15 protein-coding genes are annotated in these 24377 nt (G+C 66.4%); 12 read left to right on the top strand and 3 right to left on the bottom strand.

The window, feature by feature from the left end; genetic code table 11:
• Nucleotides 1-4: 4 nt before the first annotated feature.
• Nucleotides 5-4627 carry an autotransporter outer membrane beta-barrel domain-containing protein gene (locus AC1DIQ_RS05295; protein ID WP_478049571.1) on the bottom strand — a complete coding sequence of 1541 codons (4623 nt, stop codon included), beginning with the start codon at nucleotides 4625-4627 and terminating at the stop codon, nucleotides 5-7.
• 294 nt (nucleotides 4628-4921) lie between these two features.
• Between AC1DIQ_RS05295 and AC1DIQ_RS05290 the strand changes: the two genes are divergently transcribed.
• The 5 genes from AC1DIQ_RS05290 to AC1DIQ_RS05270 all read left to right on the top strand — a co-directional run bounded on the left by AC1DIQ_RS05290 (nucleotide 4922) and on the right by AC1DIQ_RS05270 (nucleotide 9806).
• On the top strand, nucleotides 4922-6577 hold the full coding sequence (locus AC1DIQ_RS05290) for an acetolactate synthase large subunit (protein WP_152153169.1): 1656 nt from the start codon (nucleotides 4922-4924) through the stop codon (nucleotides 6575-6577).
• 33 nt (nucleotides 6578-6610) lie between these two features.
• Nucleotides 6611-7993 carry an aldehyde dehydrogenase family protein gene (locus AC1DIQ_RS05285; protein WP_478049570.1) on the top strand — a complete coding sequence of 461 codons (1383 nt, stop codon included), beginning with the start codon at nucleotides 6611-6613 and terminating at the stop codon, nucleotides 7991-7993.
• Between the two features lie 7 nt (nucleotides 7994-8000).
• Complete coding sequence (locus AC1DIQ_RS05280) at nucleotides 8001-8468, top strand: hypothetical protein (RefSeq protein WP_478049569.1); 468 nt, start codon at nucleotides 8001-8003, stop codon at nucleotides 8466-8468.
• Nucleotides 8469-8630: 162 nt separating this feature from the next.
• Nucleotides 8631-9152 carry a DUF6622 family protein gene (locus tag AC1DIQ_RS05275; protein ID WP_478049708.1) on the top strand — a complete coding sequence of 174 codons (522 nt, stop codon included), beginning with the start codon at nucleotides 8631-8633 and terminating at the stop codon, nucleotides 9150-9152.
• Between the two features lie 129 nt (nucleotides 9153-9281).
• The gene (locus AC1DIQ_RS05270) at nucleotides 9282-9806 is read left to right on the top strand and encodes an N-acetyltransferase family protein (RefSeq protein ID WP_478049568.1); all 525 of its coding nucleotides are present in this window, start codon (nucleotides 9282-9284) and stop codon (nucleotides 9804-9806) included.
• 12 nt (nucleotides 9807-9818) lie between these two features.
• On the opposite strand, the gene AC1DIQ_RS05265 is transcribed toward AC1DIQ_RS05270, so the two are convergent.
• Nucleotides 9819-10880, bottom strand: a complete 1062-nt coding sequence (locus AC1DIQ_RS05265; RefSeq protein ID WP_478049707.1) for a LacI family DNA-binding transcriptional regulator — start codon at nucleotides 10878-10880, stop codon at nucleotides 9819-9821.
• Nucleotides 10881-11205: 325 nt separating this feature from the next.
• Here AC1DIQ_RS05265 and AC1DIQ_RS05260 point away from each other — a divergent pair, with 325 nt between their 5' ends.
• The 7 genes from AC1DIQ_RS05260 to AC1DIQ_RS05230 all read left to right on the top strand — a co-directional run bounded on the left by AC1DIQ_RS05260 (nucleotide 11206) and on the right by AC1DIQ_RS05230 (nucleotide 23248).
• On the top strand, nucleotides 11206-14337 hold the full coding sequence (locus tag AC1DIQ_RS05260; protein WP_478049567.1) for a TonB-dependent receptor: 3132 nt from the start codon (nucleotides 11206-11208) through the stop codon (nucleotides 14335-14337).
• A 68-nt stretch (nucleotides 14338-14405) separates the two neighbouring features.
• Complete coding sequence (locus AC1DIQ_RS05255) at nucleotides 14406-15164, top strand: SapC family protein (RefSeq protein ID WP_478049566.1); 759 nt, start codon at nucleotides 14406-14408, stop codon at nucleotides 15162-15164.
• 21 nt (nucleotides 15165-15185) lie between these two features.
• Nucleotides 15186-16187: a cupin-like domain-containing protein gene (locus AC1DIQ_RS05250; protein WP_478049706.1), complete on the top strand. Its 1002-nt coding sequence runs from the start codon at nucleotides 15186-15188 to the stop codon at nucleotides 16185-16187.
• A gap of 13 nt (nucleotides 16188-16200) precedes the next feature.
• Nucleotides 16201-17730, top strand: coding sequence for a tryptophan halogenase family protein (locus AC1DIQ_RS05245; protein WP_478049565.1), 1530 nt, complete (start codon nucleotides 16201-16203; stop codon nucleotides 17728-17730).
• Nucleotides 17731-17794: 64 nt separating this feature from the next.
• Nucleotides 17795-19288 carry a xylulokinase gene (gene xylB / locus AC1DIQ_RS05240; protein WP_478049564.1) on the top strand — a complete coding sequence of 498 codons (1494 nt, stop codon included), beginning with the start codon at nucleotides 17795-17797 and terminating at the stop codon, nucleotides 19286-19288.
• A gap of 44 nt (nucleotides 19289-19332) precedes the next feature.
• Nucleotides 19333-20667 carry a xylose isomerase gene (xylA, locus tag AC1DIQ_RS05235; RefSeq protein ID WP_478049563.1) on the top strand — a complete coding sequence of 445 codons (1335 nt, stop codon included), beginning with the start codon at nucleotides 19333-19335 and terminating at the stop codon, nucleotides 20665-20667.
• 22 nt (nucleotides 20668-20689) lie between these two features.
• Nucleotides 20690-23248 carry a glycoside hydrolase family 3 protein gene (locus tag AC1DIQ_RS05230; RefSeq protein ID WP_478049562.1) on the top strand — a complete coding sequence of 853 codons (2559 nt, stop codon included), beginning with the start codon at nucleotides 20690-20692 and terminating at the stop codon, nucleotides 23246-23248.
• A gap of 14 nt (nucleotides 23249-23262) precedes the next feature.
• Here the strand turns inward: AC1DIQ_RS05230 and AC1DIQ_RS05225 are convergent, their stop codons facing one another.
• Nucleotides 23263-24321: a LacI family DNA-binding transcriptional regulator gene (locus AC1DIQ_RS05225; RefSeq protein WP_478049561.1), complete on the bottom strand. Its 1059-nt coding sequence runs from the start codon at nucleotides 24319-24321 to the stop codon at nucleotides 23263-23265.
• Between the last annotated feature and the right edge of the window lie 56 nt (nucleotides 24322-24377).

Raw genomic sequence — 24377 nt, 5'->3', positions numbered from 1 at the left:
GCTTCTACCAGTTCCAGCGCATGCCCAGCTTGCCGTTCCACGCGGTCTCGTCGCCGTTGAAACTCCAGCTGTAGTCGATATCGGCATACAGGTAGCCGGTCTGGGTGACCTGCCAGGTTCCGCCGATGCCCACTTCGCCCCATGAGCCGCCCATATCGACGGCGAACGGCACGTAGCCGCTGTTGGTGGCGAATGCGGCGCGGGGCGTGCCCCGGAACTCATGCCAGACGTTGGCGCGCAGCCAGGCATTGCTGCTGCGGGCCTCACCCTGCGCGGTCTCGTGCTGCCCGGTGCGATTCAATCGCGCGCCGATGCGCCCCACCAGCGAGTCGCCGTCGCTGAAGTGCACCTGCGCGGTGTGATCATCGAGGTCGTCGACGTCGATCTGCTGCCAGATCACCTGCGCCTGCGGCTCCAGACGCCAACGCCCGTCCTCTCCGGAGGACCCGTCGCCCTCGTTGAGAACGAACGGCCAGCCGCCTTCCACCGACAGCGCCAGCCCATCGGCGTCGACAAAACTGTCGGACGTGCGCGGGGACTGCAGACGCATGTCGTACCACGTGTACTGGGCCACGGCGTCGATATAGGCGCCTTTGGCGGAGAACGCTGTCCAGTAGCCGCCGACCGAGCCGGCCTTGAACCGGTTCGTACCGGCATGGAAGCGGTAATCCAGGAGGTTGTGCCGCACCTCGCCCTTGCCTTTGCCATAGGCGAGGTAGAAACCGGCATGGCGGCGGCGCAGGTCATCGGCATCCACGCGCCGGTAGAGGTCGGTGCCGATCTGCAACGCATCGAAGCGGTAGTCGAAGTCGGGGCCGCGATCGCCATAGATGCCGCGTCGGCCACCATCATGTTCGCCGTCGTGGCCGAGATAGCGCATCCACGCGCCATTGAATCCACTGCGTCCGGTCTCCAGGTCGCCGCGCTGGTGCAGCAGCTGCTCGTCGCCGACCCGTTCGTGCAGGGTATCGATCAGGGTGCGGCCGTACACCTGGGCCATCGCGGGTGCGGCTGCGATCAGCGACACCTCCTGGCGATAGGCCGGGGGCGGCGCCGGGGTGGGCGGTGTAGGCGGTGTAGGCGGTGGCTCCGGTGGTGGCTGGGGCGGCTCGGGCGGCTCGGGCGGCGGGCTGGGGCAGGGGGGTGCCGGTGCGCCCGGGCTGGCGCAATCGATCACCGAGCGCAGGTACCAGCTGTTCTCCACGTCCGGGCCGGAGAGCGTGGCTGCACCGCCGCGGTACAGGAAATACTCGTAGGGGCCGGCCACGACCGGCGCGGACAACGCAAAATTGTCCGCCGTGCTGATGGCGTTGATTGTCTGCACCACGCCGATGCCATCGGCCAGCGTAAGGTCGCCCCGGCCGCCACTGTTGCGGATCTCCAATGCGCCGGGGCCGCTGCTGCTGCCGTCCACCACGACCAGCTGATCCGAAGGGGAGGCATCGTCACCCAGCCAGGTGTTCAGCGCGAGCGTGCCATTGCCGCTGTAGCGCGACACGGCCAGGGTTTTGTAGCTGGCCCCTTGGGCGGGATCTCCGCCAGGCACTGCGAACGCGATCCGGCTGCGATCATTGAGCAGCGTGGTGAGCGTGGAGTTGCCGGTCAGATTCCACAGCGTGTCGTGCAGCGCCACATTGGAGAGGCTGCCGGGCAGGGTGATCGCGGCGCCGGTGAGCACGCTGGCGGTCGCGGCGATGCTGGCAATGGTCGGGGTATCGGCGGCCGGCAACAGCGGCATCTGCATCGGCACCGCCATCGGCAAGGGCGCTGCCGGATCATCCGGCGGCAGGTCTGGCGGGAGCACCGGGACCGCCGCATCGAGCCCATCGAAATCGGCGATGGCACCGACCTTCAGCCATAGATCGCGTCCGCCTACCGTCGCGCCGGTCAGGCCGATCTGCGCCGCGCCAATGGCGCCCACGCCGGGGCCGTCCGCCGCGGAGAGCGTGGACTGCGTAACGAAGGCCGACGCGGGGGCGGGATCGCCACGGACCAGCAACGCCGCCGCGCCGGGACCGGTCGTGGCCAGCGTGGTATCTGCCACGTCCAACCGCCCGCCGTTCCATGCCACCGCAGCGTGGGCCAGCGCACCACGGGTCGTCACGCGGCTGCCGCCGCCCAGCAGCAGGTGCCCATTGTCGGCCCAGGCAATCAGTCCGTGCGCCTGCACGCCGGTGGTGACGATGGTGCTTGCCGTCGCGGTCAGCAGACTGTCGACATACGCAGCCAGCCCGTAGCCATGCAACCCGCTGGTGGTGACGGTCATGCCGCTCGTACGGATCTGCCCGGCCCCCGCCGCGCGTGCGCCGATGGAATCGGTGCCGCGCGTGGAGACACTCACATTGGCCAGGGTCGCGATCGTATCCACGCCCTGGATGTTGAAGCCTTCGCTGGCGTTGCCCAGGGTGGTGATGCTGCTGCGCGCGCCGTCGGCCTGACCCGTCACCGGAGTGACGTTCATCCAGACCCGGCCGCCGGCCGTGCCCACGTATACCCCATGCCCGGAGATGCCCGAGGGAACGAATGCGGCGGGATCGGTCACCGCATTGCCGCCGGCATCCACCGGCCGCCCAAACGTCGGCAGCGCCAGATCGGTTCCCAGCAGCACGCCCGTGTGGAGGGTGTCGCCGCTGGAGATCAGCGTGCCAGCCGTGCCACCGCTGGCGTTGAGTGTCATCCCGGGGCGGCCGGCATTGATGATGGTGGAGCCGGCGCTGTCGATGGTGCCGCCCGTCGCGTTCAGGCCGATGCCACCCGCGCCACCGCCGCCGATATAGAGATTGCGCGCGGTGATACGGGTTGCCGCGCCATCGGCACGGATGCCGCCGCCGCTTCCCGAGGTGGTCAGGGTACTGTCGGTCACGCTGACCTGCGCGCCAGCCTGGCCATACACGCCGTTGGCATTGAGATCCGTGGTGCGTGTATCCAGGCGCAGCAACGTGGCCTGCGGTCCGGTGGTGCCGGCCGTGCCCTGGACCAGTACGGCATTGGCATTGATGCCGTGCGTGGTGATCACCGTGTTGGCCGCCTGCAGCCGCGATGTCGCCGAGGCGGCCTGGGCCACGAGTACGCCGGTGCTGTTGTTGCCAAACGTTTCGATGCGCGTGGCGGTGGCCAGCGGTGAGCCGTCGGCGGCCACGTCCAGGCGCAGCGTGCCGCCGCTGGACGACACCTGCGCACCATTTGCGCCGGTGGTGCCGGTGGCCACATAGGCGGCCGGATCGGTCGTGACAGTGCCACCGGCATCCACCGGCAGGCCATAGCTGGCGGCGGAAGGATCCGTACCGAGCTGTACGCCCGTGAGCAGGACATTGCCTTGGCTGAGCACCGTGCCGCCGCTGGCCGCCTGCAGACCAACCGCCGCATTGCCGCCGGCAATGCCGGAGGTGTAGATCGCACTGCCGCTCAGCGTGAGCGTGCCTGAGGTCAGCGCATGGGCACCGATGGCGCCGTTGAGCAGCGTTGAGAGGCGCAGCCCGTTTGCCGTGAGCGCGCTGCCACTGCCTTCGGCGCGCAGCGCATTGCCGGTCTGTCCCGCAGCGATGACGATACCCGGCGCATCTGCCAGTGTGACCGTGCTGCCGCCCCCGGCCAGCACGCCGTGCGCATTCTGCCCGGCCACGCGGATGTCCAGCCCATCAACCTGCACCTGGGAGGTGCCAGCGGCCGACAGCCCGTGTGCGGTGGTGCCGGTGGCGTTGATGGTCAGCCCGGACAAGATGCCTTGCGCATCAGCGAACACCAGGCCGGTCGCGCCGGTGCCGGTGGTATCGATGGAAAGCTGGGATGCCCTGAGGCGCGAACCGGTGGCAAAGCGTCCACCACTGTTGTTGTTGCCTCGGGTGAGGATGTTCACCGCGTGCACCTCGAACTGCGCGCCGCTGGCGCCGAGCAGCCCGTGGCTGCCATTGGTTGCACCGGCGCCGGTGCCCAGGATATGGATCGATGTGGTGCCACCCGTGGGAATGCCGGCGCTGTCCACATTCAACCGAACGGTGCCGTCAATGGCACTGATGCCGTGGGCCGCCGTTGCGGCCTTGCCCACGTAAGCGCTGGGATCGGTGACGAGATTGCCGCTGGCATCCACCGGCAGGCCGTAGGTGGCGGGGTTGCCGGGTTGCGTCCCGAGCAGTATTCCGGTGGCAATGACATCGCCGCTGCCGGTGAAACTGCCGCCCGCTACCTGGAGGCCTTCGCTGTTGGCCAGGGACGTGTAGAAGCGCGTGCCGTTCGAGGTCAGCGTGGTGCCTGCCTCCAGGCGGGCAGCAGGCCCTCCGGCGCCCAGTCGGCTGACGGTGGAGCCAGCCGCCAGGAAGTTGACCGCGCCCGCGTTGGTCGAGCAGACCGTGGCCGTGTTGGCGGCACTGGTGATCAACGCCACCGCGCCGGTAGCGTTGATCACGCCGGCATTGGCGGCATAGAAGGCCGGTGCACCGGCGGTGGTCGGCGCGTACGTGCCGCTTGCGACGGTCTGGACCGTACCGTTCGCGCGGACCTGCTGGGCGGGTACGGTGGCCGGCACCGTAATGCAGCTGGCGGCGTCCACGCTCTGCGCCAGTGCGGACCAGGGCGCCGCGGCAGCCAGCCCGACCACGAGCAGGCTGCCGCGGATCGATTGCGGTGGCACGAACGTACCCGCACACGTCACGCCGGATGCTGCTCGGCGACCAGATCGGGAAGTGTCCACGTTTTATCCATGTTGTGCTGTGTTGATCTACATGCACGAAGTCGCCACGCACGGCGGGCACCGGGTGTCACTCGAGTCTGGCCACGGCGCTTTACGCGCTCAACCGCAATACATGCGGGATGAGGGCAGTAAAACTACCGGCACCCGCGGGGCACAGCATCCCGCAGACAGGCGACGCAGCGCTGACATCGGCCCGGGTATAGTGATCCTGACTTCACCGCAAGGATCGAAGCAATGCAGAAGGGCTCGGATCTACTGGTCAAGGCGCTGGAGAACGAAGGCGTCGACCGCATCTTTGGTGTCCCGGGCGAGGAGAATCTGGACTTCCTCGAGTCGCTCCGGACCTCGCACATCGAGCTGGTGCTTACCCGCCACGAGCAGGCGGCCGCGTTCATGGCCGCCACCCACGGCCGGCTCACTGGCAGGCCCGGGGTCTGTCTGGCCACGCTCGGCCCGGGCGCGCTGAATTTCTCGACCGGCGCCGCCTATGCCCACCTCGGCGCGTGGCCGATGATTCTCATCACGGGGCAGAAGCCGGTGATGAGCGCCAAGCAGGCACGGTTCCAGATCGTGGATATCGTGGCCTCGATGAAGCCGCTCACGAAAATGACGCGTCAGATCGTCAGCCCGGCCGCGATTCCGGCCACGGTGCGCGATGCCTTCCGCGTGGCCATGGAAGAGCGCCCCGGGCCAGTGCATCTGGAGCTCCCGGAAGATGTCGCCGGCGAGGAGGTCGAAGATATTCCCGTCATCCCGGCCCATCCGCTGGAGCGTCCGATCGCACCGTCTGCCGCGCTCGACCGCGCAGAGGCGGCCATCCTGGCGGCCAAACGGCCGCTGGTGATGATCGGTGCGGCGGGAAGCCGCCCGTGGCTCGCCGAGGCGCTTTCCGCGTTCGTCGCACGGACCCGCCTGCCGTTCTTCAACACGCAGATGGGCAAGGGCGCCGTCACCGGCGGCTCCAACCTGTACATGGGAACGGCCGCGCTCTCCGAGGGCGACTATGTCCACGAAGCGGTTGCCCGCGCCGATCTGATCATCGCCATCGGCCATGACACGGTCGAAAAGCCGCCCTTCCTGATGAAGAGCGGCGGCGGGCCCAAGGTCATCCATATCAGCTTCCAGTCCGCCACGGTGGAGCAGGTGTACCACCCCGATATCGAGGTTCTGGGCGACATCGGTGCCTCGGTGGATGCCCTGGCCGGGCGGCTGGAAGGCCGCTTGGCGTCCGACGAAGGCATGATCGAGCTGCGCCAGAAGATCCTGGCCCGCCTCAATGACCGTGCCGAGGAGGACCGCTTCCCGGTCACGCCGCAACGGGTCGTGCATGACGTGCGCCAGTCCATGCCGGACGACGGGATCGTCTGCCTCGACAACGGCATGTACAAGATCTGGTTCGCCCGCAATTACCGAACGCACGTCGCCAACACGCTGCTGCTCGACAACGCACTGGCCACGATGGGCGCGGGCCTGCCATCGGCGATGATGGCGGCCATGCTGTACCCCCAGCGGCGCGTCATGGCCGTGTGCGGTGACGGTGGCTTCATGATGAATTCGCAGGAAATGGAAACCGCCGTGCGGCTGGGCCTCAACCTCGTCGTGGTGATCCTCAACGATAGTGCCTACGGCATGATCCGCTGGAAGCAGGCGGTGGATGGTTTCGAGGATTTCGGCATGCGCTTTGGCAATCCGGATTTCGTGAAGTATGCCGAGGCGTATGGCGCGAAGGGGAGCCGGGTGACCGCGGTCGACGACCTGGTGCCGATGATCGAGGCTGCTTTCGCTGGTGGCGGTGTCCACGTGCTGGATGTGCCGATCGACTATGCCGAAAATACCCGCGTGCTGGTGGATGAGCTGCGCAACCGCACGCCGGACGTGGGCTGCGCGTGACCCCCCGGCTGCCCCTTCCGCAAGGAGCTCAAGATGCTGACCGTCGTACAGGCCTTTGACCGCGCCCCCATCGCAGAGATCGGGCTGGATACCTCCGCCGCGCTGGAGCGCAAGCTCAGTGCTGCCGAGAGCGTCTTCAAGGACCGCGACGGCTGGCTCGCCCCGCACCAGCGCATCGCCATCCTGCGCAGGCTTGCCGCCCTGATGGACGCCAAGCGCGATCACCTCGCCCTGCAGATTGCACGCGAGGGCGGCAAACCGCTCCCGGATGCGATCATCGAGACCGCACGTGCGATTGATGGCGTCCACAACGCGGCCGACGAGCTGCGCAACTTTGCCGGCCGCGAAATCCCGATGGGTCTTTCGGCAGCGTCCGAGGGCCGCTGGGCGTTCACGACCCGGGAGCCCATCGGCATCGTGGCGGCCATCTCGGCGTTCAATCACCCGCTCAACCTGATCGTCCATCAGGTCGCGCCGGCCATCGCGGTGGGTTGTCCGGTCATCATCAAGCCCGCCTCGGCAACGCCGCTGTCCTGCCTGGAATTCGTGGCAATGGTGCATGAGGCCGGGCTGCCCGAACCGTGGTGCCAGAGTTTCCTCCCGGACGGCAACGACCTGGCCGAGGCGCTGGCGACCGACAAACGCATTGCCTTCCTGAGCTTCATCGGTTCGGCGAGGGTAGGGTGGTCGCTGCACGCCAAGCTGGCACATGGCGCACGTTCGGCGCTGGAACATGGCGGGGCTGCGCCCGCCCTCGTCGATCGCAGCGCTGACCTGGCCAGGATCATCGAGCCGATCGTCAAGGGCGGCTACTACCATGCCGGCCAGGTCTGCGTGTCCACCCAGCGCATCTTCGTCCACAACACCATTGCCGACGACTTCATACAGGCCCTCGTCGCCCGGGTCGAGCAGCTGCGTACCGGCGACCCGACCCTGAAGGACACCGAGGTGGGCCCGCTGATCCAGCCGCGCGAGGCCGACCGCGTGGCCGAGTGGATTGACGAAGCGGTGAGCGGCGGTGCGCAGCGTGCCACCGGCGGCAAGCGCCTCTCCGAGACGATGTTGCAGCCCACCGTATTGCTCGATCCAGCCAGCGACGCTCGGGTGACCACACAGGAAGTGTTCGGGCCGGTGGTAGCGGTGTACCGCTATGCCGACCTCGACGAGGCGATCGCACGTGCCAACGCACTACCGACGGCGTTCCAGGCCAGCGTGTTCGCGCAGGATATCGACATCGCCATGCGCGCTGCCAACCGGTTGGATGCCTCGGCCGTGATGATCAATGATCCGACTGCATTCCGCACGGACTGGATGCCTTTCGCCGGCCGCCGCGAATCGGGTTATGGCACGGGCGGGATTCCGTACACGATGCGGGACATGTCGCAGGAAAAGATGATTCTGATGCGGAGGAGTTGAACCCGTTATGGCCAGGTCGGTATCGGCAGAAAAGCAGCGTGAGTACGACCAACTGAAGCGCTTCTTTGTTCACTGGGAGACACATCTCACGCCGCATCGGGTGTTGGGGCTCGAGCACCCGCACAATCCCATCAATGTCCTGGCGGCCTACGAGCGCCAGCTGGGTGTTTCACGTGTGCTGCCAGGCCTGAAGCAAGCGGTCAATGACATCCTGGAGGACTTCGAGGATTTCTCGCCTCAGGAGATCGCTGCAGCCGATGCCTCTCTGGCCCGGGCCGGCGCACCGACGATGAGTCAGCTCTGGCAGGGCCGCTCTCGTCACTACAAGGCGATCCTGCGGCGTGGCCGCCTCCGCAATGACACCGAGTACTATCTGGCCTCATCGATTGTGTGTGATACCGCCTCGCAGGTTCCCCCCGACGAACTGGACCTTCTGAACAGGATGGTGGCCAACTATGCGTTGCAGCGGACCTGACCCTTTACACGCACCCTGGCTCGTCGCCAGGAGAGTGAGGGGGGTAATTCCTGATGCCTGACACCTGTCACTTGTGATGGGTCGGTGCAAAGCGAGAATGGACCCATTCCCGCGCGGCGTTGCATCGCCGGCACCCACCCACATCAAGGACGTCCTGTGAACATGCTGCTGAGCCTCATCTCGAGTACCCCTGTGTGGGTCTGGGCGCTTCTGGTCTTTCTGGTCACCCGTGGCGTCAGCGCCATGAAACCCGGTGAAACCTCGCTCACGAAGCTGGCGATCGTGCCGGTCCTCTTCACCGCTTGGGGAGTCTGGTCGCTGGGCCACCGCTTCGGTAGTTCCTGGGAGGCGTGGGCGGAATGGCTGGTCGGCATCGGTGCGGGCATGGGCCTTGGGTGGATGCTGCTGCGACGGGCAACGCTCACCGTCAACATGTCCACGGGGAGGTTGTGGCGCCGTGCGGACTACAGCCTGCTGCCGCTGCTGCTGCTCACGTTTGTGGTGAAATACGGCTTCGAGGTCGCGCTCTCCGTTTCCCCTTCGCTCAACTTCGATGACGTCTTCCGCGCCGCCTATCTGTTGCTGTCGGGCGGGTTCACCGGCGTCTTCATCGGGAAGTACCTGCGATACCTGCGTGCCTCGCGGCTTGCCACGCCGCCCTCGGCGCTGGAAGCGGCGGGCTGAGGCCACCTGGGGTACATGCCCCGGCTCTGCGATGCCGACGTCGATCTGGCGAGAGGCTTGGTGTCTGCCCCCGATGGCGGCACACTGCTTCTGGACGTGGCATATCGCCACCAGGCAGGAGAGGTATGCGTGACGGATGCTGCAAAAGAAGCGCTGGCGATGCGTCGCGCCAGTGTGGCCGATGCGCCCGCTGTACTGCGCTTGTTCGATGAGGTGATTGCCTGGTTCTTGGCCATCGGCAACCCGCAGCAGTGGGGTAGCGAAGCGTGGTCATCGATTCCGCGCCGTATCACCCAGGTGACCGACGCCTGCGCGCTGCCGGGTGCGTGGGTGGCTGAAACCTCACAGGGCGAGGTGCGTGCGTTCCTGGCGTTGGGGGACGCCATGCCTTACGTGCCCGCGGCGGTCGAGCCAGAGCTCTACGTGCGCGTGCTGATTGCTTCGCGCGATCCGCGCGTGCGCGGTATCGGCCGCCGGCTGATGGCGTTCGCCGACGGGCAGGCACGTGCCGCGGGTGTCGCTTACGTGCGCGTGGATTGCTATGCCGGGGGCAGTGGCGACCTGGTGCGTTTTTACGAATCGTGCGGATACGAGCGGCTGTCGACCTTCAACATAGAAGGTTGGCCGGGCCAGGTGCTTGGCCGCCGCTTGTGAGGCAGCCGCTGGCTAAAGGGCCAGCAAAGGCCTCGAGACAGACGCCCGCGTGATCAGCTGGTGGGGCAGCACATGGTTCACGGTCGCGCGCGCCGAGGACGCGGGATGCCGGATCGCGCGCAGCAGGATATCGACGGCGGTGTCCGCCATCTCGGCCACCGGCTGATGGAGGGTGGTCAGTTCGGGCCACACCATCGTCGCCGCGGAGGTGTCGTCGAAACCCACCACCGAAAGATCCCCTGGCACCTCCAACCCGCGGCGATGCGCTACGGAAACCACGGCCGACGCCATGTCATCGTTGCTGGCGAAGATCGCGCTGGGCGGCTGGGGCAGCGTCAACAACCGTTCGGCCGCCTCCAGCCCGGAGCGGTAGGTGAAATACCCCGGCTGGACGAGGGTGTCGTCGTAGCCGATGCCGGCGTCAGCCAAGGCGTCCCGGTAGCCCTGCCAGCGGTGCGCGCTGGCGGTCTGATTCGGATCGCCGGTGATGTAGCCAATGCGGGCATGCCCGTAAGCGATCAGATGCGACACCATGTCGTGGCTTGCCTGGCGATCATCAATGCGCACGCACGAGAGCCTGTCGCTGAACTGGCTGGATGCGATGGCGACGACGGGAATGCCGGCGGTCACGAAGGTGTCGACGATGTCCTGTGATTCGCACAGCGGCGGCGGAAGAATCACGCCCGCCACGCTGTTGGACAATTGCCGTGCTGCCTCGCGACGTTGCTGGGTGCCCAGTTCATCCCAGGTGGCGATAACCAGCTGTGCCGCTGCCCGGGTGGAGCCGCGCAGTGCGCCCACCAGCAGTTCGCGCAGGTAGCTGGAGCTGGGGTTGGTATAGATCAGTGCGATGCAGGTGTGCTGCGCCGCGGCCAGTGTGCTCGCCGCAAGATTGGGGCGGTAGTCCAGTGCGAGCACGCTGCGCATGACGCGCTCGCGGTTACCGTCACGCACGCCCGCATGGCCATTGATGACGCGCGACACCGTCATGGCGGACACGCCGGCGTGCGCTGCGACGTCGTCGATGGTGATGGCGCTGGCTTTCCGACGCACGACTTTCTGGCTGTTTTTCAGGACACACGCTCCTTTGCTGCGCTGCATGATGACAAGCGCGACCCCGGATGATTAGTCTGCGGCCGTGACGTGATGGTAGCGCTACCACTTGGCCGGGGTAAGGGCCAACGGGTACCCCCCCTTTACCACGCGGCTGTTCTGGCAAGCCTGAAAGCGAGTGTGAGTCGCAGCAAGCGCACAGCGCGCTGCGATGTTCGGTGTGGAAGACGGGCATCGCCCGTACGTGCCCCCAGGAGGGGCGGTACATCCATTCGATCGTTATGTCAGAGGGGAGAGTCATGAGCGCTTCTACGTTCCGTCGTACCCAAGGCCGGGGGGCTCGTTCATGAGCCGCACGCTGGCGAAGTTCACCTCCAGGGCCATGTTCACGTTTGTCGGTGGCGTCCTGGTCATCAATCCTGCATTTGCACAGGACGCGCCAACGCCGGCGGCCGTCGCCCAGCCGCAGGCCCAGCCCAGCCCGACCCAGCTGGACACCGTGCAGGTCACCGGCATCCGCAACAGCCTCAGCCAGGCGATGGACATCAAACGCGACTCGGCCGGCGTGGTGGATGCCATCAGTGCCGAGGATATCGGCAAGTTCCCGGATACCAACCTGGCCGAATCGCTGCAACGCATCACCGGCATCTCCATCGAACGTCGTGATGGTGAAGGTGCACAGGTCACCGCGCGTGGCTTTGGCCCGCAGTTCAACATGGTCACGCTCAACGGGCGGCAGATGCCGGGCGCGGATGCGTTCGGCGCCTCTGGGCAGGTCGCCATCGGCGGCGTGGACGGAGGTACCCGTGCCTTCAACTTCGCCCAGCTGGCCGCCGAATCCATCAATGGCATCGAGGTCTACAAGACCAGCCAGGCCAATGTCCCCAGCGGTGGGATCGGCGCCACCATCAACATCCTGACCGGACGCCCGTTCGATCATGACGGCACCGTCGCCAGTGCCGGTGCGAAGGTCGTCTCCGACCAGAGCCAGCCGTTCGACAACGACCTGACGCCCGAACTGTCCGGCATTTTCAGCTACAGCAACCCGGAAAAGACCTTCGGCGTCGGCGTGAGTGCGAGCTACCAGAAGCGCAAGGGTGGCTCGGTGCAGGCCACCAACAACTACTGGAACATCCAGCCGTGGACCGGCACGATGCCCGGCAACCCGACCGTGGTCAATGCCCCGGCGGTGGGCGCACTGTACGGTCGCCCGAACGACCTTCGCTATGCGTTCTCCGAGTTCGAGCGTGAGCGCATCAATGGTCAGGCGGTGCTGCAGTTCGCGCCGACCGACGCGGTGACCCTGACCCTGGACTACACCTATTCGACCAACGAGATCACCGAGAATCGTGGCGAACAGGGCATGTGGTTGCAGAACAGCAACTACACCGATGTCACGTTCGACACCAGCGGTGCGGTCGCGACGCCGGTCTATATCCGTGAAATCGCGGGCACCAAGGATTTCGGGCTTGAGCAGCAGCGCAGCATGCAGAAATACAAGCTGGGATCGCTCGGTTTCAACGCCCTGTGGAACGTCACCGACCGGTTCAAGCTGACCTTCGACGCGCACGATTCCAAGAACGAAAGCCGGCCGAACGATCCGCTCACCGGAGGCGGCTCCATCTTCAGCAGCATCGCCGGCACCAACAACTGCACCACCGGGCCGCATTGCGGTGGGTCGTGGGTGCAGGAAATGAACTTCAACAACGGCTTGCCGGTGGGCACCCAGGTCTGGTACCCGAGCACAGCCGATGCCATCGCCAAGGCCAATGGCGTGGTCAACCCGGGATTCGTGCCGGGCGAGATCGGCTCGCAGGTGCTGCGCATCAATTCGCAGACCCAGGTCAGCGAGATCAAGCAGGGGCGCATCGACGGTGAGTGGAGCTTCGACAAGGGGCGCTTCCAGTTTGGCGTGGACTCGAGCAAGCAGACCACCCACCGCATCCAGGCCGCGGAAAACTACAGCACGCTGGGCGACTGGGGCGTGGCCAACGTCGACGGGGATGTGGCCAATGGGCTGATGGACCTGCTGCAGCCGGTCAACATCGTCGGGTTGTTCAACGACTTCAATGCCAACAGCTTCACCGCCTGGCGCGGCGATGCGGGCCGCCTCGCGCAATGGGCGGCGGACAACTATGGCGCCAGTCTTGGCGTGAGCCCGCAGCGGGCCGCCGACAACCTGGTGGAGGAGAAGACGAAATCGGCCTATTTCCAGGTCGAGCTGGACGGCGAGCTGGGCGGCCTGCGCACCAATACCCGCCTGGGCGTGCGCTATGAAACCACCGATGTGGTGTCCACGTCGGTCATCGCCATCCCGGAGGCCATCGAGTGGCAGTCCAACAACGACTTCCGCGTGGTGCTGTCCGATGAGCAACAGCCGTTCACCGAGAAGAACAGCTACAGCTACATCCTGCCCAACCTCGATTTCAGCATCGACCTCATGGACAACCTGAAGGGGCGTGTCTCGTTCGGCAAGAGCATCGCGCGCGCGCCGATCGGCAACCTCTATGCAGGCCCGACCGCACAGCAGCCGTTTGGCTCGGTGCTGATCGATCCGTCTTCGCGGGCCAGCGGCACCGCACAGAACCCGCAGCTGAAGCCGCTGGAGTCCGACAACCTCGACCTGGCACTGGAGTGGTACTTCGCCGATGCGAGCTACGTGTCGTTGACCTACTGGAACAAGTCCGTCAACAACTTCATCGGCAACACGATCGTGCAGGAGAATCTGTATGGGCTGAGGGATCCCACCGCCGGTCCGGATGCGCAGGCCGCGTTGGCCTTCCTCAACAGCGGCGCCTGCATCACCCAGGTCGGTGCGGCCAATGCGGCGGCCTGCTCGGCCAACGATACGGCCCTGTTCACCGCGCTGGCCCTGTTGCGCAACAACCCGGCCGGGTTGGGCGCCTATAACGGAACCGACGCGCAGGTGCTGGCCACCGAAGCGGCCTACGATCTGTACGGGGAAGGTGATGACCCGCTCTATGCGTTCAACGTCAACCGGCCGATCAACCAGAACCAGGCGAAGCTGCATGGCTGGGAGCTGGGTGGCCAGTACTTCTTCGGCGATACCGGCTTTGGCGTCCTCGCCAACTACACCCTCGTGAACGGCGATGTCGGCTACAACAACGGGGGCGATCCGGCCATCGACCAGTTCGCCTTGACCGGCCTCAGTGACACCGCAAATGCCGTGCTAATGTACGAAAAATACGGTTGGTCGGTCCGCTTGGCGTGGAACTGGCGTGACCAGTATCTGATTCTGGCCAACCAGGGGGCCAGCCGGAATCCGTACTACGTGGAGGCGTACGAACAGTGGGATCTCAGCGTGAACTACACGCTGGATGATCACTGGTCGTTCGGCCTGGAAGCGATCAACCTGACCGGTGAGGACGTCCGTTGGCGCTCGCGCACCTCGCAGATGATCGTGAAGCTGGCTGACCAGAGCCCGCGTTACATGCTCGGCGTTCGTTACAGGTTCTGACGTGTGGGGGTGCCGTTGCCCTGGCAGCGGCACCCGTTCAAGGGTCCTGATGGGGTGGGAAGAACACCATGCCGCGTTACGAAATGCTCAACAACATCGCCCACCGCGATCTGCGCGTGGCCACCGATTTCGGGCCCGCGTTCGGCGATGCGGTTGGCATGGTGCCGGCCTACCCGAGCGAGTTCGCCGAACTGCAGCGGGAATATCCCATTTTCCTTCGCAAGGACGCCGCCACGGGCCAGTGGCAGTCCGTGGTCCTGCTCGGGTTCGAGCAGCACGAGAATCTTTACCTGCAGGACGGCCGATGGAATGCGTCCTACCTGCCCGGGGCGGCGGCCAAGGGGCCGTTCCTGATCGGCTTCCAGGAGAACCAGATCGATGGCACGCTCACCCAGGAAGCGGTGCTGCACGTGGATCTGGATCACCCGCGCGTGACGGCGATGCAGGGCGAGCCGGTATTCCTGCCGCAGGGGGGCAACACACCTTATCTGGACCACATCGCAGGCGTGCTGCGTGGTATCCACGAGGGACACGCCTTCGGGGCGGCGATGTTTGCCGAGCTGGATGCGAAAGGCCTCATTCAACCGATCACGCTCGACGTGCAGGTTGCCCAGGAGCATCGGGTCGGTGTCAACGGCCTGCACGCCATCGACCGTGACCGGCTTGCCCAGCTGGACGGTCCGGCGCTGGCCGAACTCAATCGCACCGGCTACCTGGAAGGTGCGTACCTGATGCTGGCGTCGCTGCACAACATGCGTCGCCTGATCGCGGAGAAACAGAAACGTCTGCGTCTGCAGGATGCCGCCGCGGCGGCGGGCAGGAACTGACCGGTGCTGGACGGCACTGCCATGCGGACACTGGAAGGCCTCGCGCCTGGCGCGCTTCCGCTGGAGGCGCTGGTGGATGCCGGCGAGCCGGTGGTGCTGCGCGGCATCGCGCGCGACTGGCCGATGGTGCAGGCAGGATTGCGCTCCACGCAGGCGGCACTGGGCTATCTGCGCGGCTTCGAGGCAGGTGTGCCGGTCCCGTATTCCTTCGGCGGGCCGGAGATCGAGGGGCGCCCGTTCTATAACGAGGATTTCACCCGGTTGAACGTCGAGGTCCGGCGTGGAGTGTTGACGCAGGTGCTGGACGACATTGAAGCCACCCTCGAGGCACCGCGGCCGCCCACCTACTATGTCGCCTCCCTGCTGATCGAGCGGGCACTGCCCGGCTTCGCGCAGCACAACGATGCCGGCCTGGCCGGGCAGGGCATCGACGCTTCAGCGAGCATCTGGATCGGCAACCGCGTGACCGCCTCCTGCCATTTCGACACGCCCGACAACCTGGCGTGCTGCGCGGTGGGCCGGCGCCGGTTCACGTTGTTTCCGCCGGAGCAGATCGACAACCTGTACCCGGGCCCGCTGGACCCCACGCCGGGGGGGCAGGTGGTCAGCGTGGTGGATATCGACCGCCCGGACTTCGCGCGCCACCCCCGGTTCCGTGATGCATTGGCAAGCGCACAGACCGCCGTGCTGGAACCGGGTGATGCGATCTTCATTCCGAGCCTGTGGTGGCACCACGTGCGCAGCCTCGCGCCGTTCAATGTGCTGGTGAACTACTGGTGGCGCAGTTCGCCGGCCTTCCTGTCCTCGCCGCTGCCGGCACTCCATCACGCGATGTGGGCGGTGCGCGATCTGCCCCCGCGCGAGAAGCAGGCCTGGGCAACGATCTTCGAGTACTACGTCTTCGGCCCGGGTGAGCGTGCAGGGCAACACCTGCCCGACGCCGCCCGGGGCGCGCTGGCACCGTTCGACGAGACGCAGGCGCGCCGCATGCGCGCGCAGCTGCTGGCTCGACTCAACCGCTGATGGGAGCACCGCATTGAACGTGGCGAACACAACGCAGGGACGGATCCGCAAGATCGTCATCGCCGGTGGGGGCACCGCTGGCTGGCTGGCCGGCTGTGCGCTGGCGCACCAGTTCCGCGACCAGCTGGACATCACCCTGGTGGAGTCCGAGCAGATCGGTACGGTGGGTGTCGGCGAGTCGACCGTGCCCCCCATCCGCACGTTCCACCGTTTTCTGCAGATCGATGAGCAGGAGTTCCTGCAGGCCGTCGCCGGCACGTTCAAGCTCTCGATCTCGTTCGAGAACTGGCGTCGCCCCGGGGAGCGTTTCATCCATCCGTTCGGCACGATCGGGCAGGGGACCTGGGCCACGCCGTTCCACCATTTCTGGCTGGACAGCCTGCGCCGCGGGATGCCATCGGACCTGGGCGATTTCTGCCTGGAAAGCGCGGCCTCGCGGCAAGACCGGTTCTCGCTGCAGACCCAGCCCCAGGTCAACTACGCCTATCACTTCGACGCCGGGCTCTACGCGAAATTCCTGCGCCGCAAAGCCGAAGGCCACGGGCTGCGACGTGTGGAAGGCAAGATCCGCGAGGTCCGCCAACATGCCCACGACGGCGCCGTTCAATCGCTGGTGCTGGAAGACGGACAGGTCATCGAGGGCGACCTGTTCATCGACTGCACGGGCTTCCGCGGCCTGTTGACCGAGCAGACCCTGCATACCGGCTATGAGGACTGGCACGAATGGTTGCCCAGTGATCGTGCCGTTGCGGTGCAGACCGCGTCGGTCGGATCGCCGGTTCCGTACACCCGCGCCATCGCACACGAAGCCGGGTGGCGGTGGCACATCGCGCTTCAGCACCGGGTCGGCTGCGGGCTGGTGTTCTCCAGCCGCCACATGTCCGATGACGAGGCGCACGCCAAGCTGCTGCGCGACGTTGACGGCCCGCCCCTGCGCGACCCCTGGCTGGTGCCGTTCCGCAGCGGAAGGCGGTTGAAGGCCTGGAACAAGAACGTGGTGGCACTCGGGCTTGCCAGTGGTTTCATCGAGCCGCTGGAATCGACCAGCATCCACCTGACCATCAGCGCGGTGGTACGCCTGATCCAGCTGTTCCCGTCCGACGGCATCAGCCCGGCGCTGGTGGACTTGTACAACGAGGTCAGCCGGCAGGAGATGGAGCACGTGCGCGACTTCATCATCCTGCACTACCACGCCAACCAGCGCGACGAGCCGATGTGGAAGGCCTGTCGTGAGATGGAACTGCCCGAATCGCTTGCGGTCCGGCTGCGTGCCTGGCGCGAACGTGCGCATGCCTGGCAGGACCCCGGCGAGCTGTTCCGGGTCGACTCCTGGACGAGCGTGCTGATGGGGCAGGGGATCCAGCCGGGACCTGCGCATCCGCTTGCAGCCGCCATCGGGGACGCGGACCTGCGCACGCTGTTGATGCGGATCCGCCAGCCGGTGGAGCAGGCGCTCGCGACGATGCCGTCGCAGGCAGCGTTCATCGAACGCTACTGCAAAGCGGCGCAGGACGTATGGCCGCGGGCCTCCGCCTTGGCATAGCACAGAGGCACGCTGTTGCCCGGAAATGGTAGCGCTACCTTCAAACACCCACGGGATGGACTACATGGATCTGGTTGCCGGAATCGATGCAGGTACGCAGAGTTTGAAAGTCGTGGTGTACGACCCTGCCGGGCGGCATCTCATTGCCAGCGCCAGCGCGCCCCTGGAACTGACCTCCACTGCCGATGGCAGCCGTGAACAGGACCCGGCAGCATGGGTCGCAGCCCTTCAGGCCTGCTTCCGTGCGATCGATTCCAAGATCAGGTCCCGCATCTGCGCGCTGGCGGTCTCGGGCCAACAGCACGGCTTCGTACCCGTCGACGCCGCCGGGCAGGTCCTGGCACCGGCCAAACTGTGGTGCGACACCAGCACCTCGGCCGAGTGCGTGCAGATCATGGAGGCGGTCGGCGGAACAGCGCGCACCATCGCGCTCGCCGGCAACCCCGTCCTTACCGGTTACACCGCGTCCAAACTGCCCTGGACGAAGACGCACCGACCCGACGCCTACGCCCGGCTCGCTACGATCCTGCTGCCGCACGACTATCTCAACCTCATGCTGACCGGCCAGCGCTTCTGCGAATACGGGGATGCGTCGGGCACGGGCTGGCTGGACGTGCGCACCCGCACGTGGTCGGCCGAGTTGCTGCTTGCGACCGATCCGGAGCGTGACCTTGCGCTCTGCCTGCCGCGCATCGCCGCGCCCGACGAGCTGTTCGACATCGATCCGGCCGCGGCGGCCAGACTGGGGCTGCCTAACACCGTGAAGGTTGCCGTTGGGGGCGGTGACAACATGATGGCGGCCATCGGTACCGGCTGCGTTGCACCGGGCCGCCTGGCGATGAGCCTGGGCACCTCGGGCACCCTGTTTGCCTACGCCGACACGCCCGTGGTCGATCCCGACGGGGCGTGGGCCGCGTTCTGCTCCTCCACCGGCGGCTGGCTGCCCCTGATCTGCACGATGAACTGCACGGTGGTGACCGAACAGGTCGCCGACGCCTTCGGCTTCAGCACCCGCTACGGCGATGGCCACCTGCGCGCCACGTCGCCCGGCGCCGACGGCCTGGTGATGCTGCCGTTCCTCAACGGCGAGCGCACGCCGGATCTGCCGCTCGGCAAGGGCGTGCTGGCGGGGCTGGACACCACCAACATGACCCCGGCGCATTTCTATCGCGCGGCCATGGAAGGGGCGACGTACAGCCTGAAGTACGGCTTCGATGCCTTCGTGGGCGCCGGCATGTCGTTCGAGCGCATCGTACTGACCGGCGGTGGCAGCAACAGCACCGAGTGGCGGCAACTGGTGGCCGATGTATTCGGCCTGCCGGTGGATGTGCCGATCCACGCCGAAGGCGCGGCGTTCGGCGCCGCATTGCAGGCCCTGTGGGCCTTCGGCAAGGCACGCGGTGATGCCACCTCCATCGCCGCTATCGCTGACCAGCATGTCGCGCTCGCGCCGCAGCTGTCCGCGCGCCCGGATCCGGCGCGCGCCCAGGCCTATGCCACCGCGTATGCACGTTTCCTGCGTCATCTCGACGCCCTCACGCCGCTGTATCGCGGCTGATCCCCCTTTCCGCGACCCCTCGCACAACGACAGGACGAGCCACCATGAGCACGCAGCCCTTCATCGGCGCCAAGGAATACTTCCCCGGCATCGGCCGCATCCCCTTCGAAGGCCGGGACTCGGACAACCCGCTCGCCTTCAAGGTCTATGACGCCAACAAGATCATCGGCGGCAAGACCATGCAGGAGCACCTGCGCTTTGCGGTCTGCTACTGGCACACCTTCTGCAACGCCGGGCATGATCCGTTTGGTCCAGGCACCCGCCATTTCCCTTGGGAAGCCAGCTCGCCGATGGCGACCGCCGAGGCCAAGGTGGATGCGGCCTTCGAGTTCTTCACCAAGCTGGGCGTGCCGTACTGGTGCTTCCACGACATCGACCTGGCGCCGGATGCCGACGATGTCGGCGTGTACGAAAAGAACCTCAAGCACATGGTGGGCCTGGCCAAAGCGCGCCAGGACGCCACTGGAATGAAACTGCTGTGGGGCACCGCCAATCTGTTCTCGCACCCGCGCTACATGAACGGTGCCTCGACCAATCCCGATTTCGCGGTGGTGGCGCGGGCGGCGGTGCAGGTGAAGGCGGCCCTGGAGGCAACGGTTGAACTGGGTGGCGAGCATTACGTGTTCTGGGGTGGCCGCGAGGGCTACGCCTCGCTCGTGAACACGCAGATGAAGCGCGAGGTCGACCACCTCGCACGGTTCCTCACCATGGCGCGGGACTACGGCCGCAGCATCGGCCTGAAGGGGAACTTCCTGATCGAGCCCAAGCCGATGGAGCCGATGAAGCACCAGTACGATTTCGACAGCGCGACCGTGGCGGGCTTCCTCAAGGCGCATGGCCTGGACAAGGACTTCAAGCTCAACATCGAGGCGAACCACGCCACGCTCTCCGGCCACACCTTCGAACACGATCTGCAGGTCGCCTCGGACAGCGGCCTGCTGGGCAGCATCGACGCCAACCGCGGCAATGCCGAGAACGGCTGGGATACCGACCAGTTCCCGAGCGACCTGTACGACACCGTGGGCGCCATGCTGGTGGTGCTGCGGCAGGGTGGGCTGGAAGGCGGATTGAACTTTGACGCCAAGGTCCGCCGTGAATCGACCGACCTGGACGACCTGTTCATTGCCCATATCGGCGGCATGGATGCGTTCGCCCGCGGGCTGGAAGTCGCCCACGCCCTGCTGCACGAATCGCCGTGGGAGCAGTGGCGCAAGGAGCGTTATGCCAGCTTCGACAGCGGTGCCGGCAAGGAGTTTGAGCGCGGCGGGCTCAGCCTCATCGATCTGGCCGCGCTGGGTGCCAAGGGTGGCGAGCCCCGGCAGATCAGCGGCAAGCAGGAACGCTACGAAAACCTGATCAACCAGTACCTGCTGCGCTGAGCGCGGCGGCAAGGAGAGCACCATGACCCACCACCACCCCACGTGCCGCACCGGTTTTCTGGTGTCGGTGCTGCTGCTTGCGCTTGCCGCCTGCAAGGGCGAGGACAAGGCCGCGGCACCTCCCCAGGCCCAGGCCCCGGCCAACCCATGGCCGGCGGTGACCTGGCCGCTGCCGCCCGATGCCGCACCGGAAAAGCGGATCACCGACCTCATGGACACCATGACGGTGGAGGATAAGGTGGGCCAGCTGGTGCAGGGGGATATTGCCAGCATCACGCCGGAGGACCTGCGCCGGTACCGGCTGGGCTCGGTCCTGGCCGGGGGCAACTCCGACCCCGGCGGCCGCTACGATGCCTCGCCTGCCGAATGGCTGGCGCTGGCCGATGCGTTCCATGCCGCTTCGATGGATACCTCGCACGGCGGCAAGGCGATTCCAGTGCTGTTCGGTATCGACGCGGTGCATGGCCAGAGCAACATCATCGGCGCGACCCTGTTCCCGCACAACATCGGCCTGGGCGCGACCCGCAACCCGGAACTGCTGCGCCGCATCGGTGAGATCACCGCCCTGGAAACCCGCGCGACCGGGATGGAGTGGGCGTTCGCGCCCACCGTGGCGGTACCGCAGGACGATCGCTGGGGACGTACCTACGAAGGGTATTCCGAATCGCCCGAGGTGGTGGCCAGCTATGCCGGTGCGATGGTCGAGGGCCTGCAGGGCAAGGTGGGCTCGCCAGCCTTCCTTGACGGCCGTCATGTCATCGCCTCGGTCAAACACTTCCTCGGTGACGGCGGCACCACCGATGGCAAGGACCAGGGCGATACCCGGATCAGCGAGGCCGAGCTGGTCCGCATCCATGCCGCCGGCTACCCGCCAGCGATCGCGGCTGGCGCACAGACGGTCATGGCCTCGTTCAACAGCGTCAACGGCGAAAAGATGCACGGGCACACCGGGTACCTGACGGACGCGCTGAAGGGCCGCATGAATTTCGGTGGTTTCGTGGTGGGCGACTGGAATGGCCACGGGCAGGTCAAAGGCTGCACCACCACCGATTGCCCGGCCACCATCAACGCCGGCCTGGACATGGCCATGGCGTCGGACAGCTGGAAGGGCTTCTACGAAACCACACTGGCGGCGGTCAAGGCCGGCACCATCACCCAGGAGCGCCTGGATGACGCCGTGCGCCGGATCCTGCGGGTCAAGATGAGACTCGGCTTGTTCGAAGCGGGCAAACCGTCGTCGCGCGCGGTCGGCGGCCAGTTCGCGCTGATCGGTGCGCCGGCCCATCGCGAGGTCGCACGCCAGGCGGTGCGCGAATCGCTGGTACTGCTGAAAAACCAGGGCGGCGTACTGCCGCTGTCGCCGAAGCAACGCATCCTGGTGGCCGGCGATGGCGCCAACGATGTCGGCAAGCAGTCCGGCGGCTGGACGCTGAACTGGCAGGGCACCGGCACCACCCGCAACGACTTCCCGAATGCCGATACGATTTACGAAGGCATTGCACAGCAGGCGAAGGCCGCCGGCGGCCACGCGCTGTTTGCGGTGGATGGCAGATACACGACGAAGCCGGATGTGGCCGTGGTGGTGTTCGGCGAGAACCCCTATGCCGAGTTCCAGGGCGATCTGCCCACGCTGGCGTACAAGCCGGGAGATGACACGGATCTTGCGCTGCTCAAGCGGCTCAAGGCCGACGGCATTCCGGTGGTGGCGGTGTTCCTCAGCGGGCGGCCACTGTGGGTGAACCGTGAGATCAACGCTGCCGATGCCTTCGTGGCGGCATGGCTGCCCGGCTCGGAAGGCGCCGGTATTGCCGATGTGCTGCTGCGCAGACCGGACGGCAGCGTGCAGCACGACTTCAAGGGAACGCTGAGCTTCAGCTGGCCGCGCACGGCAACGCAGTACGCCAACAATGTCGGGCAGAAGGACTACAACCCGCAGTTCGCCTTCGGCTTCGGCCTGACCTATGCCGACAATGGCGATCTGGCCGCGCTGCCGGAAGCGTCGGGCGTCACCGGCAACGAAGGGGCGGCCGGTGTGTTCTTTGCGCGCGGGGATGCCGGCTCCGGCATGGCCCTGCGGCTGGAGGACAGCACAGGGCAGGGGGTGACCGTCACCCAGGTGCCCGAATCGCTCGAGGGCGATCTGCTGAAAGTCACCGGCGTGGATCACCTGGCGCAGGAAGATGGCCGTCGGCTTGCGTGGTCGGGCAAGGGAGAGGCGATCGTCGCGCTGCAATCGCACACGCCGCTGGACCTGCAGCGCGAGAGCAACGGCGATCTGATGCTGTTGACCACGCTGCGCGTTGACGCCGCCCCGCATGGCGAGGCCTGGTTGGCGGTCGGTTGCGGCACGGGCTGCTCGGCGCGCATTGCGATCGGACCGGCCCTGGCGAGCCTGCCCGCAGGCAAATGGACGCGCGTGGGGGTGCCGTTGAAATGCCTGGCGGCGGCCGGCGCGGAGGTCGGCAAGCTGGATCGCCCCTGGTCGCTGGCAACGTCGGGAACCATGACCGTCTCGGTGTCACGCGTCGCGCTGGGTGCCTTGAATGAAGCCGAGACCACCATCGCATGCCCGGGCGCGTGACAATGCGCCCTGCGTCATCGGCGCTCGGGTGGGCTCGCGACCGAATCGCGCATCACCAGCCGATGTGGCACGACGTGGTCGGTCAACACGCGGCTATCGTCCGTCCTGCGGCGGATGGTGCGCAGCAGGATATCGATGGCAGCATCGGCCATCGAGGCGATCGGCTGATGAATGGTGGTGAGTTCCGGCCAGACGGTGGTTGCGGCCGAGGTGTCATCGAAGCCCACCACCGACAGGTCGCGCGGCACCTCCAGGCCGCGCCGGTGTGCGACGGAGATCACCGCCGCGCCCATGTCGTCGTTGCTGGCGAAGATCGCGGTCGGCGGCCGGCAGTGGGACAGCAGCTTCTCGGTCGCGGCAAGCCCCGAACGGTAGGTGTAGTCCCCCTGCTGGATGAGGCCGGGTTCCACCTGCAGGCCTGCGTCATGCAGGGCGCTGACAAACCCATCGTAGCGCCGCGCGCTCGCGCTGAGATCGGTGCGGCCACAGATGAAACCGATACGGCTGTGACCGTGCTGGATGAGGTGCTCGGCCATCTGCTTGCCCGCGTGGAAATCGTCGATGCGCACGCAGGAAATATCGTTGCTGAGGTGACCCGATGCGATCGCGACCACCGGGATGCCCGCCTTGACCAGCTCGGTCACGGCAGCCTGCGATTCGCACAACGGCGGCGGCAGGATGACGCCATCCACGCGCCCGCCCAAGGCACGTGCGGCCTTGCGCTCGGCGTCGGGATCGAAGTTGTCCCAGTAGTGGATGACCAGCTGGATGGCGGCGTTGGAGGCAACCCGCAGCAGGCCGACCAACAGCTCCCGCAGGTAGGCACCGCTGGGATTGGTGTAGATCAGCGCAATGCGCGTGTGCTGCGCGGCGGCCAGCGAACTCGCCGCCAGGTTGGGCGTATAACCCAGCTCGCGCACCGCGCGCATCACGCGCTCGCGGGTGACATCGCGCACCTTGCCCTGGTTGATCGCGCGCGACACGGTCATCGGCGATACCCCGGCCAGCGCCGCCACCTCGTCGATCGTCACACCGCTGGTTTTGCGGCGGACCGATTTCTTCGGCTTGTCCAATACGCGTTGCCTTTCTTCTTTGTGACGCTGCCGCAAGGCGGGCACGTCCGCAGCTT

The sequence above is a fragment of the Stenotrophomonas sp. 05L413 genome (assembly GCF_056397945.1).
This window is presented reverse-complemented; position numbering and strand designations above follow the sequence as displayed.

What these genes read in the sequence shown, in the direction of transcription:
- AC1DIQ_RS05290 (WP_152153169.1), top strand. Translation starts at nt 4,922, where the DNA reads ATGCAGAAGGGCTCGGATCTACTGGTCAAGGCGCTGGAGAACGAAGGC.
- AC1DIQ_RS05285 (WP_478049570.1), top strand. Translation starts at nt 6,611, where the DNA reads ATGCTGACCGTCGTACAGGCCTTTGACCGCGCCCCCATCGCAGAGATC.
- AC1DIQ_RS05280 (WP_478049569.1), top strand. Translation starts at nt 8,001, where the DNA reads ATGGCCAGGTCGGTATCGGCAGAAAAGCAGCGTGAGTACGACCAACTG.
- AC1DIQ_RS05275 (WP_478049708.1), top strand. Translation starts at nt 8,631, where the DNA reads ATGCTGCTGAGCCTCATCTCGAGTACCCCTGTGTGGGTCTGGGCGCTT.
- AC1DIQ_RS05260 (WP_478049567.1), top strand. Translation starts at nt 11,206, where the DNA reads ATGAGCCGCACGCTGGCGAAGTTCACCTCCAGGGCCATGTTCACGTTT.
- AC1DIQ_RS05255 (WP_478049566.1), top strand. Translation starts at nt 14,406, where the DNA reads ATGCCGCGTTACGAAATGCTCAACAACATCGCCCACCGCGATCTGCGC.
- AC1DIQ_RS05250 (WP_478049706.1), top strand. Translation starts at nt 15,186, where the DNA reads ATGCGGACACTGGAAGGCCTCGCGCCTGGCGCGCTTCCGCTGGAGGCG.
- xylB (WP_478049564.1), top strand. Translation starts at nt 17,795, where the DNA reads ATGGATCTGGTTGCCGGAATCGATGCAGGTACGCAGAGTTTGAAAGTC.
- xylA (WP_478049563.1), top strand. Translation starts at nt 19,333, where the DNA reads ATGAGCACGCAGCCCTTCATCGGCGCCAAGGAATACTTCCCCGGCATC.
- AC1DIQ_RS05230 (WP_478049562.1), top strand. Translation starts at nt 20,690, where the DNA reads ATGACCCACCACCACCCCACGTGCCGCACCGGTTTTCTGGTGTCGGTG.